This is a genomic window from Mycobacterium sp. HM-7, assembly GCF_053852335.1.
Genome location: NZ_CM132657.1, coordinates 1,276,627 through 1,289,676 on the forward strand (window position 1 = coordinate 1,276,627; position 13,050 = coordinate 1,289,676).

Below are 13,050 nucleotides of genomic sequence, written 5' to 3' on the forward strand. Positions count from 1 at the left end.
ACTGGCAGACATCCCCGAACGCACCTATCGGCGGCGGTTGGCCCGATTGCGTCATGGCGCCGCGGATAGAGGTCCGTGGCCGGCGCCGGTGGTTGATCGCATCGAAGGCCTGGCTGCCAAATACGCCGAAGCATGGCCAGCCTGGGGCTACCGCAAGATCGCCGCCATGATGCGCGCCGACGGCCACGACGTCACCAATTCCTCAGTGCAACGAGCACTGAAACGACGCGGCTTGTTGCTGCCCCAGGGATTTCGCGCCGACCGCAAATCCTGGGCGATATTGCGCCGCAAAGTGTTCCGCGACCCACCCACCGAACGCAACCGGGTCTGGCAGACCGACTTCTCCGAATTCGAAACCACCAACGGCGGCATCTGGAGGATCAGTGCCGTCATCGACTACGCCACCAAATACTGCCTGGCGATCACCGTCACCCCCACCAGCCGCGGCATCGATGCCGTGCGCTGCATACAACTGGCCATCGACGAAGCCCAACGCATCCTGGAACTCGACCACCTACACGATGACCGCGCCCTGATGGACGTCCTCGACGCCCACGACAACGTCATCGGCCAGACACCCGCACCGATCGCCATCGTCACCGACAACGGCCCCTGCTACCGCGGCAAGGACTTCGGGGCACTGTTCGCCGACCACACCGACCCACTGCTGCGGCACGTGCGAACCCGGATCAAATCCCCACAAACCAACGGCGTCATCGAACGGTTCTTCGGCACCCTCAAATACGAACACCTATTTCGCGGATACATCGGCGACGGCGACGCCCTCGACATGGAAGCCCACCACTTCCGAACCATCTACAACACCATCCGACCCCACCAAGCCCTCGGCGACCGCACCCCCAAACAGGCCTACCTAAACTCGCCGAACCCACAAAACCTGCCAACTTCTTGACGCAAGACATGTTATGGGAATCGCACCGGATCTCCACCCTCTTCTCGATCGCCTGCGTGACGTGGTCGTCCCCGATGACATCGCGGGGAACGACGCCGTGGAAGCGGCGAAGTGTGTGTTGACGCTGCGGAATGTGGTCGATCATCTGGCGGCGGTGCTGACCGGAGTTCTGGACCGCAGTGGTGTGGCGGCGGCGCAGGGCCGCACGCTGCGGGAATTGTTGATGTCGTTGGGGTGTGCGCCGTCGGTGGCCGAGCGGCTGGTGCGGGTCGGTGGCGCGTTGCCGTTATTGCCGACGCTGGCGGCGCATGCCGGCGATGGGGTGGTCTCCGGTGAGCATGTCGATGCGATCGTCAAGGGCATCAACCACATTCAGGCGCGCGCACCCGGTGAGGTGGATGAGGCGGCCCGGTTCGCGCAGGTGACGGATTTGTTGGGGCAGTTCTTCTCCGGGGCTACTCCGGCCGCGATCGGCGACCGGGCCCGCCGGTTGGGGAACCGGCACGCGGCGGCCGAAGGCGGGTTGCCCGCGGCGGAGGACCGCTCGATCAACACCCTCGATCACCGCGTCACCAGTGATGGACGCCTGCAGGTGCGGGCGGACCTGGATGCCGAAGTGGGCGCCAAGTTGGTGGCCGCGGTCGAAGAGCTGTCGGCGCCGCGCCCCGAACCCGACGGCAGCACCGACACCCGCTCAGCAGGACGGCGGCGGGCCGATGCCCTCGAAACCGTGTTGGACATCGCCGCCCGGGGCGGGGACGTCGCGTCGGCGCCGCGGACGCAGCTGTTGGTGACGGTGCCCGCCGACACCCCGGACCTCGCTCAGTTGGAGTTCATGGGGTCGATCAGCACCATGACCCTGGAGCGGTTGACCTGCGACACCGCGGTCACCACCGTGATCGTGGACGGCGAACAGGTACCCCTCGATATGGGCCGCGAGAAACGTCTGTTCCCGGCGCATCTGCGCAAAGCGTTGTATCTGCGGGATCAGTGCTGCATCAAATGCGGCGCCCCACCCGGGCGCACCCACGCCCACCACATCGTGCACTGGACCCATGGTGGGGACACCAGCCTGAGCAACGGATGCCTACTGTGCCCGGCCTGCCACGCCAACGTCCACCACGACGGCTGGGACGTCGTCATGGGCCTGGACAAACACCCCTGGCTCATCCCACCCGCGACCGTCGACCCACACCGACAACCCATCCCCGCCTATAACCGACGCACCATGCGACTCGACGCAGCCGCCTAGCGCACAGCATCGAATCTTTTGCGCACTTTGACAACTCAACAGTGACAGCGCATCGCGGGCCTGCTGCTTCGGTGGCGGGACGGAAGCAGCAGGCCCGCGTGCCGGCCAAACGCAAGGAACGCGCCACCGGCGTGACGTCCTGGTCGGCTGCGGACGGGCGTTGCGTGCAACCGTCAGGCCCGCGTCATCTCCCAGTACGCCCCACGACGCTGGAGCAGCTCTTCGTGGGACCCGCGCTCGACGATCCGCCCGGCCTGTACGACGAGGATCAGATCCGCGTCCCGGATGGTGGAAAGGCGGTGCGCGATGATGAAACTCGTCCGATTGCGACGAAGTTCCGCGGTGGCCTGGGCGATCAGTAGCTCGGTGCGACTGTCGACGGAACTGGTGGCCTCGTCGAGGATGAGCAGCCGAGGTTGCCGCAGGAGCGCGCGGGCGATGGTGATCAGCTGCTTCTCGCCGGCGCTGATGTTGACGCCGTTCTCGTTCAGCCGCGTCTGATACCCGTTCGGCAGTGTGTGGACGAAATGGTCGACACGCGCGGTTCGGGCGGCCTCGATGACTTCGGCCTCGGTGGCGTCGGGACGTCCGTAGGCGATGTTGTCGTAGATGGTGCCGCCGATCAGCCACGTGTCCTGCAGCACCATGCCGATGTGTGACCGCAGCTCGGCTCGGCTCATCGTCGTGATGTCCTGACCGCCCAGCAGGATTCGACCGGAATCTGGCTCGTAGAACCGCATCAGGAGATTCACCAGCGTGGTCTTGCCCGCTCCGGTTGGCCCGACGATCGCCACGGTGGTGCCGGGTTCGGCGACGAACGACAGGTCGTCGATCACCGGAGCTCCGGGCACATAGGAGAAGTTGACGCGCTCGAACTCCACGCGGTCGGGAGCAGCGGAGACGTGCTCGGCGGCCGCTGTGACAGGGCCTGCCCCGGCCGCGGAGGTGGTCTCGTCGTCCGCGTCCAGGAACTCGAAAACCCGCTCCGCGCTGGCCATCCCGGACTGCATGGTGTTGTACATCGATGCGATCTGGGTCAGCGGCTGGTTGAACTGCCGCACATACTGGATGAACGCCTGGATGCTGCCGAGGCTGATCTGCCCAGTGGCCACCTGGATGCCGCCGACCACCGCGACGCCGACGTAGCTGACATTGCCGATGAACGTCGTGATCGGGGAGACCAGCCCGGACAGCGACTGCGCGCCGAAACTCGCCTGGTACAGATCGTCATTCAGCTCGCGGAACTTCTGCTCGGCCAGCGCCCGGTGCCCGAAGGTCTTGACGACGGTGAAGCCGCTGTAGGTCTCCTCGATATGGGCGTTGAGCCGGCCCATGTTGCGCCACTGCGCCATGAATTGTTGCCGCGACCGCTTGGTGATGATCCGCGTCGCCAGCAACGTGAACGGCACCGTGAGCACCGTGATCAACGCCAGCAGCGGCGAAATCCAGATCATCGCCGCCAATACGGCCACCACCGTCAGCGCCGAGGTCAGCAGCTGACTGACGGTGATGGTCAGGGACGTCTGGACGTTGTCGATGTCATTGGTGACGCGGCTGAGAATTTCCCCGCGGGCACGGGAATCGAAGTAGGACAACGGCAATCGGTGAATCTTGTCCTCGACGTGGGAACGCAGCCGGAACATGGTGCGCTGCACGACGGTGTTGAGCAGTCGTGCCTCGGCCCACACCATCACCGCGGAAACCAGATACAGCAGCAGGGCGAGGGTCAGCACATGGCCGATGGCGGTGAAGTCGACACCCTGTCCCGGAACCACATTCGAGCCGGCGAGCAGATCGGCAAAAGTGTTGTCGCCCCGGGCGCGCGCTGCGGCCACCGCCTCCTCGCGGCTGACCCCGGCCGGCAAGCCGCGGCCGAGCACGCCGTTGAACAACAAGTCGGTCGCATGGCCGAGGATGCGTGGCCCGATCACGCCGACGGCGATCCCCGCGATCCCCAGCAGCATCACCACGACGACCCGACCACGTTCCGGCGCCAGTTGTTTCACCAGGCGCACCGCGGTATCCCGGAAGTTCTCCGATCGCTGACCCGAGGCCAGCATGGCGGCTGACGGCGGCCGGGTCACGCCACGCCTCCGGCGACAACAGCCTGCGAGTCGGCGAACTCGCGGTACACCGCGCAAGTCCCGATCAGCTCGGAATGTGTGCCGACGCCGACCACCTGGCCGTTGTCCAGGACGATGATCTGATCGGCGGCGGCGACCGTCGAAAGGCGTTGGGCGACAATGATCACCGTGGCACCGGCCGCCACCGCGGACAACGCGGCCCGCACGCGGGCGTCGGTGTGGACGTCCAGTGCCGAGAATGCGTCGTCGAACAGGTACACCGCCGGTCGGCGGACCACCGCGCGCGCGATGGCGAGCCGCTGGCGCTGTCCTCCGGAGAAATTCGTGCCGCCCTGAGCGACGGGCATGGCGAGTCCCGCGGGGTGATCCGCCACGAAGTCAGCCGACGCCACACCGAGTGCGGCCCACATCTCGTCCTCGGTGGCGTCGGCCTTGCCGAACCGCAGGTTGTCGGCGACGGTGCCGGAGAACATGTGCCCGCGCTGCGGCACCACGCCGATCATCGACCACAACTGCTCGGGGTCGTAGTCCCGCACGTCGACGCCGTCGACCAGCACGGAGCCCGAGGTGACGTCATACATTCGGCACAGCAGCGCCATCAGTGTCGACTTGCCGGAGCCGGTCGACCCCACGATGGCCGTCACCGTCCCCGGCGAAGCGGTCAGCGAAATTCCGTGCAGCACAGGATCGTCGGCCCCGGGATAGCCGAAGGTGGCCTCCGCTACCTGGATCTCCCCGCGCCGAACGGCCGGCACCACAGGCACGTCGGGCGACACGATCGACGGCTCGGTCGCGAGCACATCGGTGATCCGCTCGGCGCACACCGATGCTCGCGGCAGGATCACCAGCACGATGGTGACCATCAGCACGGCCATCAGGATCTGCATGAAGTACGACAGGAATGCGATCAGCGAGCCGACCTGCATCTGGCCGTCGTCGATGCGGATGCCGCCGAACCAGATCACCGCGACGCTGGACAGATTCACCACGAGAGTCGTCGCGGGCAGCATCAGGGCCTGCCAGCGGCCGACGGTCAGGGTCGTATCGGTCAGGGCGTGATTCGCATCCGCGAACCGAGCGCGTTCGGCGTCTTCCCGGGCGAAGGCCCGAACCACGCGGATGCCGGTGAGCTGCTCGCGCAGCACCCGATTGATGTTGTCGATCAGCCGCTGCATGCTGCGGAACAGTGGCAGCAACCGGGAGATGATGAAGTAGTTGCACACCGCCATCACCGGCACGCTGACCAGCAGCAGCCAGGACAGGCCGGCGTTCTGGTGCACGGCCATCGCGATGCCGCCGATGCACATGATCGGCGCGGTGATCAGCATGGTGCAGGTCATCTGCACCAGTACCTGGATCTGCTGGACGTCGTTGGTGGTGCGGGTCATCAGCGTGGGCGCCCCGAACCGCACCGCTTCGGCGTTGGACCAGCCGAGCACCTGGCGGAACACCGACCACCGCAGGTCGCGGCCGAAACCCATGCCGGCCTGCGAACCGAAGTAGACCGCGCCGATCGCGCACAGCACCTGCAGCGCGCTGACACCGAGCATGACGGCGCCGAGCCTCCCGATGATGGCGGTGTCGCCGCGGGCGACGCCGTGGTCGATGATGCGGGCGTTGAGCGTCGGCAGATACAGCGAGGCCAGCGTGCTGATCAGTTGCAGCGTCGCCACCACCGTCAGCTGCCGCTGATACGGCCTCGTGTACTGCCGCAGCAGTGCCCAGAGCATGCGGTTACTGTGGCACACCCGAGAATGCTTGTAGAAAGACCAGGTCAGTCGGCATGTCGGTGGTTGACCTCAGAACCTGCCGCTACAGTGCATGGCGTGACCCGCAGACAGGTGAAGACTGCCGCCGCGACCGTGCTTGCCGCGGCGATGATTCCGGCGATGTCCGCCTGCTCGGACGACGGCAATGGCGGCGGCGCTCAGGCGGGTGGTCAGTCGGGCCCCGCTGCCTCCGGCCCGGCCAAGCACGGCCCGATGTTCCCGGTGTGTGGCGGTGTCAGCGACCAGACCGTCGGCCAGTTGACCCAGGTCGCCGGTCTCGTCAACACCGCGAAGAACTCGGTCGGGTGCCAGTGGCTCGTCAACGGCGGCATCCTCGGTCCGCACTTCTCGTTCACCTGGTACCGGGGCAGCCCAATCGGCCGCGAACGCAAGACCGAGGAACGGACGCGCGCGGACGTCAGCGACATCAACATCCAGGGCCACTCCGGTTTCGTCGCACTCGGTGAGGACCCGATGATCGGCAAGAGCCTGTGCGAGGTCGGCATCCAGTTCGATGACGATTTCATCGAGTGGTCCATCAGCTTCTCCCAGAAGCCGTTCCCCGACCCGTGCAACATCGCGAAGGAACTGGCCCGGCAATCGATTGCGAACGCGAAATGACACGACGGAAACTGGCTGGAGCGGTGGCCGTGATGTCGGCGTTGGCGCTGGTGGGTTGCGCGCGCTCGGTCGAGGGCACCGCTTTGAAGGAAGGTGCCGGCGGCGGCAGTGAGCACTCGGCGGATTCGTACCCCAACCTGCTCAAGGAGTGCGATGTGCTGACCAACGACGTGCTGGCCAAGACGGTCGGCGCGGACCCGCTGGACATCCAGAGCACCTTCGTGGGTGCGGTGTGCCGGTGGCAGGCTCTCAACCAGTCGGCGGGCCTCATCGACATCACCCGCTTCTGGTACGAGCAGGGCAGCCTCGACGAGGAGACCAAGGTCGCCCAGCACCTCAACTACAAGTACGAGAACAAGTCGATCGCGGGCGTGAAGTCGATCATCATGCACCCCAACGACCCGAACGGTTCGTGCGGTGTGGCCAGCGACGCCGCCGGTGTCGTGGGCTGGTGGGTCAACCCGCAGGGACCGGGCGCGGACACCTGCGGCATGGCCACCAAGCTGATGGAACTGACGCTCGCCACCAACTCCTGACCCGGTACGGCGCCTACCGCGGGATGTGGAACTGGTCCAACGTGGCGCTGCGCAGTTCCAGCTGCGACCAGTGCCGGTCGGTGTGCAGAACCGCGATCGCCGACGTCGGGTATTTCATCGCGATCTGACCGGCGATGTCAGGGTCGCTCGTGTCGAGCGACGCCAGACTCAGCGCGAGCGATGACATGACCGGCTCATGGCCGATCACCAGCAGCGTGTTCGCCGCCTCCAGCGCGCCGTTGATGACCTCGATGGCGATGCCCGCGGTCGCGTCGTAGAGGCGTTCGACGTACGTCACGGGCGCGGTGATCGCGGTGCGGGCGAGCGTCTGCCGGGTCCGGGTGGCGGTCGAGCACAGCACGGCGTCGACGGGCGGTAGGTGCTCCCGAATCCAGTCGCCGGCCAGACCGGCTTCGCGGATGCCGCGCTTGGCGAGCGGCCGGTCGTGGTCGGCGACCCCGTCGGGGTAGTCGGATTTCGCGTGCCGCAGCAGGATCAATGTTCGGGTTCCCGTCACCCGCCCACCGTAGATGCCCGGAGTTGTCGGTGCCGGGTTTTACACTCGCCCCATGCGTTTCGTCCACACCGCCGACTGGCAGCTCGGTATGACCCGGCATTTCCTGGGCGGTGAGGCGCAGCCGCGCTACTCGGCAGCCCGCCGCGACGCGGTGGCGCGCCTCGGTGCGCTGTGCACCGAGGTGGGTGCGGAATTCGTCGTCGTGGCAGGAGATGTCTTCGAGCACAACCAGCTGGACCCGCGTGAGGTCAGCCTGTCGCTGGAGGCCATGCGGGCCATCAAGGTCCCGGTATTCCTGTTGCCGGGCAACCACGATCCGCTGGATCCGTCTTCGGTGTACACCAGCGCGCTGTTCCTGGCCGAATGCCCGCCGAACGTCACGGTGCTCGACGGCGTGCACGAGCTGCGCCCCGGCGTGCAGATCGTCGGTGCACCATGGCGCTCCAAGGCACCCACCACGGACCTGACGGGTGACGTGGTGGCCGCGCTGCCTGCCGACGGTGTCACCCGAATTGTGGTGGGACACGGCGGGGTTGACGTCCTCGATCCCGATCCCACCAAGCCGGCGCTGATCCGGCTCGACTCTGTCGAGGCCGCGGTGCGACGGGGCGCGGTGCACTATGTGGCGTTGGGGGACAAGCACTCCCGCACCGAGGTGGGCAGCACCGGCCGGGTCTGGTACTCGGGTGCGCCCGAAGTCACGAATTACGATGACATCGAATCGGATTCGGGTCACGTCCTGGTGGTCGACGTCGACGATGCGGATCAGGCCGTGACGGTCGAGGCCCGGCGGGTGGGCCGGTGGCGGTTCGTCACGCTGCGCCGGATCGTCGACACGGACCGCGACATCGCCGACCTGGACCTCAATCTCGACGGCCTGCCGGACAAGGAACGCACCGTGGTCCGGCTCGCGCTCACGGGCTCGCTGACCATCTCCGACAAGGCCGTGCTCGACGCGTGCCTGGATCGTTACGCGCGTTTGTTCGCCGCGTTGACGACGTGGGAGCGGCACACCGACCTCGTCGTGGTGCCGGCGGACGGTGAGTTCTCGGACCTGGGCATCGGCGGGTTCGCCGCCGCGGCGGTCGACGAATTGGTCGGCGCCGCAAGCACTTCGGGTGCCGACGCCGATGATGCGCGCGCCGCTCTCGCGCTGCTGCTGCGCCTGGTTGATCGGGGGACCGCGGCGTGAAACTGCACCGGCTGGTCCTGACGAATTACCGCGGTATCACCCACCGCGAGGTCGTTTTTCCCGATCGCGGCGTGGTGGTGGTCGCCGGCGCGAACGAGATCGGCAAGTCGTCCATGATCGAGGCGCTCGATCTGCTGCTGGAGTCGAAGGACCGCTCGACCAAGAAAGAGGTCAAGCAGGTCAAGCCCACCCACGCTGATGTGGGCGCCGAGGTGACGGCCGAAATCTCCACCGGCCCTTACCGGTTCGAGTATTACAAGCGATTCCACAAGAAGGCCGAGACGCGGCTGACCATTCTGGCGCCGCGCCGCGAGCAGCTCACCGGCGAGGAAGCGCACAATCGCGTGCGAGCCATGCTCGACGAGACCGTCGACACCGAACTCTGGCGGGCCCAACGCATCCTGCAGTCTGCCGCCATGGCGCCGGTCGATCTCGCCGGCTGCGACGCGCTGGCCCGGGCACTCGATGTCGCGGCCGGTCAGGCCGGCGCGCTCGAAGGCGCGCTGTCGGGCAACGAGCCCCTCCTGGTCGACCGGATCGATGCGGAATTCTTGAAGTACTTCACGCAGACCGGCCGTCCCACCGGAGTGTGGGCTGAGGCGATCAAAGGCCTGAAGGCCGCGCAGGCCGAGGTCGCGGCACGCACCACCGCGGTGGCCGAGGTCGACGACGCGGTCCGTCGGCACGGTGAGCTGACCGCGGAATTGGCCACGGCAGCCGAGCAATTGACAGCCGCCGACCTACGCCTGGCGGCGGCGCGGGAAGCGGCCACCGCGGTGGCCCGCGTTCGCGACGACCTCGGCCAGGCACGTGTGCAGGCACAGGCGGCGGTGGCTACCTCGACGGCAGCACGCAGCGCACTCGACGAGCGGCAGCGGCTGCAGGCCGACATCGAACAGCGGACTCGCGGCATCGGCGACCTGACCGCCGCTGCCGAGCACGCCGGGCAGCAGCAGGTGGCCGCGACGCAGCTGCAGCAGGCTGCCGATACCGCGGTGGCCGTGGCGCGGTCCGTGGTGGACGCCGGCCGTCTGCGCCTGGATGCGGCGCGGCGCGTGGTGGACCAGTTGTCCCAACGTGCCGAAGCCGCCCGGCTGGCGGGCGTGTTGGAGCGGGTACAAACTGCCGCAGCGGAATTGGCGGTGGTCGCCGAGCAGCTGGCCACGATCACGCTGACCGCGGCGGGCATGCGCACCATCGAAACGGCCGCGGCAGCGGTGGACCGTGCTGCCGCGGCTGCTGAACTCGCCTCGGCGCGAATCGAATTGGTCGCTCACGGTGATGTCGAACTGCGGGTCGGCGAACAGGATGTGACGTTGTCCGCCGGGGCGGAGTGGACCACGAGCGCGGGCGGTCGGACCGATATCGAACTCCCCGGGCTGCTGACGGTGCGGGTGCTGCCCGGTACCCCGGCGGCCGACACCAGTGCGGTTCTCGACGCCGCGCGCAATGCCCTCGCTGCTGCGCTGCAGCCGCACGGGGTGGCCGATGTCGAGGCTGCGCGGGCGCTGGACGCCCGGCGGCGCGAACTCGAGGCCGAGCGTGATCGGCTGACCGTCACGGGGCAGACGCTGCTCGGTGCCGATACGGCCGAGGCGCTCGCCGCTCGGCTGGCGGGGCTGCGGGAGCAGCTCGGCGACACCGATCCCATCGATGTCGGGGCGGCGCGGGCCGAGCTGGAGGCCGCCGACGCCGAACAGCGACGCGCGGCAACCGATTACGAACAATGCCGCGACACGGCCACTGTTGCCGCCGCTGCGGTGGCTGCTGCGCTGACCGCGGCAACGGTCGCCCGTGAGAAGGTGACGGCGGCGACGACCGCGCTCTCCGAGGCTACCGAGCGATTGGCCCGCCAGCGCGAACTGGAGGACGACGCGGCGTTGACCGAGCGCTTCGCGACGCTGGGGGAGCAGGCGGCCGCCGCCACCGCGCGCGAACAGGAACTTGCCGCGGCACTGGCTGCCACCACACCCGACGCCGTCGACGCGGAACTGGCGACGGCCACCGCCGACTCGGTTCGGATCGGCGCCCGGCGCCGCGACCTCGATGACCAATTGCGGGACGTGGCAGCACAATTGAAGGTGTACGGAACGCAGGGCCGCCAGAGCCAGCTTGACGTCGCCGAGATCGCGCTGCGGTACGCGGAATCCGAGCATGCCGCGGTGGGCCGTCGTGCCCGGGCGGCCGAACTGCTGCGTACGGTGATGGGCCGGCACCGGGAGCAGGCCCGGCAGCGCTATGTGGCACCGTTCCGTACCGAGGTGGAACGGTTGGGGCGCATCGTGTTCGGGGACAGCTTCGCCGTCGAGGTGGACAGCGATCTACGGATCTGCAGTCGTACCGTCGGGGGCACCACCGTCCCGTACGAGAGCCTGTCCGGTGGGGCCAAGGAGCAGCTGGGGATCGTGGCCCGGCTGGCCGGAGCCGCCTTGGTGGCCAAGGAGGACACCGTCCCGGTGATCATCGACGACGCACTGGGATTCACCGATGCCGGCCGCTTGACCCGCATGGGTGAGGTGTTCGACGCCGTCGGCGGTGACGGCCAGGTGATCGTGCTGACCTGCAGTCCCGAGCGTTACGCCAGTGTGGGAGACGCGACGCGCATCGAGCTCACCGCTTAGGCCCCTGGCCGGGTGGTTTTCGTGACAGACTGCGGCGGTGATCGCTGACTTCGTCGTCGTGGGTACCGGCTCGGCCGGTGCGGTGCTGGCTGATGGTCTGAGCGCCGACGGTGCTTCGCAGGTGGTGGTGCTGGAGGCGGGGGCCGCCGACAAGAACCAGTTCATCCGCATCCCGGCGGCCTTCGCGAAACTGTTCCGTGGCGAATTCGATTGGGATTACTCGACCGAACCGCAACCGGAGCTCGCCGGCCGTCGCATCTACTGGCCGCGCGGCAAGACCCTCGGCGGTTCGTCGTCGATGAACGCCATGATGTGGGTGCGCGGCCTGCCCGCCGATTACGACGAGTGGGGTGAGCTCGCCGGCGAAGAGTGGTCGTACGCGGCCGTCGAAAAGTACTTCGACCGGATCGAGGCCGGGCCGCTGGTGCTCAGCCCCCAGCGCAGCCCGCGCGGCATCACCGCCGCGTGGCTGGAAGCCGCCAAGCAGTCGGGGCACGAGGGATTCATCGAGACCCGGGTCTGTCAGCGCCGCGGCGCCCGCTGGAGCACCGCTGACGCCTATCTGCGTCCGGCCCTGCGGCGCTCCAACCTGCATCTGCGTACGGGCGCCACCGCCACCAAGGTGCTGATCGAGGACGGCCGCGCGGTCGGCGTCGAGTACCAGGCGGACGGCCGCCGGCAGATCGTCCGGGCGCGCCGCGAGGTGATCCTGTGTGGCGGCGCGATCAACAGCCCGCAGCTGCTGATGCTGTCCGGGATCGGTCCGCGCGAGCATCTGGCCGAGCACGGCATCGACGTCGTCCACGATGCGCCGGGCGTCGGCTCGAATCTGCTGGACCACCTGGTGGTGCTGCTCGGATTCGACGCGAACTGCGACACTTTGACCGGTGCGGAAAAGCCCGTGCAGCTGATCAACTACCTGGCCCGCCGCCGCGGCATGCTCACCTCGAATGTCGGTGAGGCGTATGGCTTTGTGCGCAGCAACCCGGATCTCGCCGAGCCCGACGTCGAGCTGATCTTCGCACCTGCCCCGTTCTACGACGAGGGCATCGGTGACGCCTACCCGCGCGACGCGGTGGCGATGGGACCCATCCTGGTGAAGCCCAAGAGCACCGGCACCATCCGCCTCGCGTCGGCGGATCCGCTGGCCAAGCCGATCATCGACCCGCGGTACCTGTCCGATCCCGAGGGCGCGGATCGCAAGGCACTGCTGACGGGCTTGCGGATGCTGGCGGACATGACCCAGGCGCCGGCGCTCAAGGGACTACTCGGCGATATCGCGCGGCCGGTCGGCGCGCGCGACCTCGACGAGAGGACGCTGGAACTGGCGCTCGCCACGACGTCGCACACGCTGTATCACCCGACCACCACGTGCCGGATGGGCAGTGACGAGGCCAGCGTGGTCGACCCGCAGCTCCGCGTACGTGGTGTCGCGGGACTGCGGGTCGCCGACGCCTCGGTGATGCCGACCATCATTCGGGGCCACACGCACGCCCCGAGCGTGCTGATCGGTGAGAAGGCCGCCGACCTCATCACCGGCTGAGG

10 protein-coding genes are annotated in these 13,050 nt (G+C 67.8%); 7 read left to right on the plus strand and 3 right to left on the minus strand.

The window, feature by feature from the left end; all coding sequences use genetic code 11:
- The first annotated feature begins 88 nt into the window (after positions 1–88).
- Both ACWW1C_RS06235 and ACWW1C_RS06240 read left to right on the plus strand, forming a co-directional pair.
- Complete coding sequence (locus tag ACWW1C_RS06235; RefSeq protein ID WP_455980067.1) at positions 89–913, plus strand: transposase; 825 nt, start codon at positions 89–91, stop codon at positions 911–913.
- A gap of 13 nt (positions 914–926) precedes the next feature.
- Positions 927–2,165, plus strand: a complete 1,239-nt coding sequence (locus ACWW1C_RS06240) for a DUF222 domain-containing protein (RefSeq protein ID WP_455982628.1) — start codon at positions 927–929, stop codon at positions 2,163–2,165.
- 173 nt (positions 2,166–2,338) lie between these two features.
- On the opposite strand, the gene ACWW1C_RS06245 is transcribed toward ACWW1C_RS06240, so the two are convergent.
- Complete coding sequence (locus ACWW1C_RS06245; protein ID WP_455984174.1) at positions 2,339–4,225, minus strand: ABC transporter ATP-binding protein; 1,887 nt, start codon at positions 4,223–4,225, stop codon at positions 2,339–2,341.
- A gap of 20 nt (positions 4,226–4,245) precedes the next feature.
- Complete coding sequence (locus tag ACWW1C_RS06250; protein WP_455982629.1) at positions 4,246–5,979, minus strand: ABC transporter ATP-binding protein; 1,734 nt, start codon at positions 5,977–5,979, stop codon at positions 4,246–4,248.
- 147 nt (positions 5,980–6,126) lie between these two features.
- Between ACWW1C_RS06250 and ACWW1C_RS06255 the strand changes: the two genes are divergently transcribed.
- A complete protein-coding gene (locus ACWW1C_RS06255) occupies positions 6,127–6,639 on the plus strand; it encodes a DUF3558 domain-containing protein (protein ID WP_455984175.1) in 513 nt (170 codons plus the stop codon).
- Positions 6,636–7,175, plus strand: a complete 540-nt coding sequence (locus tag ACWW1C_RS06260; protein ID WP_455982630.1) for a DUF3558 domain-containing protein — start codon at positions 6,636–6,638, stop codon at positions 7,173–7,175. Before ACWW1C_RS06255 ends, ACWW1C_RS06260 begins: the two co-directional genes overlap by 4 nt.
- Before the next feature lie 13 nt (positions 7,176–7,188).
- Here ACWW1C_RS06260 and ACWW1C_RS06265 read toward each other — a convergent pair whose 3' ends face one another.
- Positions 7,189–7,692 carry a SixA phosphatase family protein gene (locus tag ACWW1C_RS06265; RefSeq protein WP_455982631.1) on the minus strand — a complete coding sequence of 168 codons (504 nt, stop codon included), beginning with the start codon at positions 7,690–7,692 and terminating at the stop codon, positions 7,189–7,191.
- A gap of 52 nt (positions 7,693–7,744) precedes the next feature.
- Here ACWW1C_RS06265 and ACWW1C_RS06270 point away from each other — a divergent pair, with 52 nt between their 5' ends.
- The 3 genes from ACWW1C_RS06270 to ACWW1C_RS06280 are packed head-to-tail and all read left to right on the plus strand — an operon-like array spanning position 7,745 to position 13,048.
- Complete coding sequence (locus tag ACWW1C_RS06270) at positions 7,745–8,884, plus strand: metallophosphoesterase family protein (RefSeq protein WP_455982632.1); 1,140 nt, start codon at positions 7,745–7,747, stop codon at positions 8,882–8,884.
- Positions 8,881–11,505, plus strand: a complete 2,625-nt coding sequence (locus ACWW1C_RS06275; RefSeq protein WP_455982633.1) for an AAA family ATPase — start codon at positions 8,881–8,883, stop codon at positions 11,503–11,505. The genes ACWW1C_RS06270 and ACWW1C_RS06275 overlap by 4 nt, the downstream gene beginning before the upstream one ends.
- Before the next feature lie 37 nt (positions 11,506–11,542).
- A complete protein-coding gene (locus ACWW1C_RS06280) occupies positions 11,543–13,048 on the plus strand; it encodes a GMC family oxidoreductase (protein WP_455982634.1) in 1,506 nt (501 codons plus the stop codon).
- Positions 13,049–13,050: the final 2 nt, after the last annotated feature.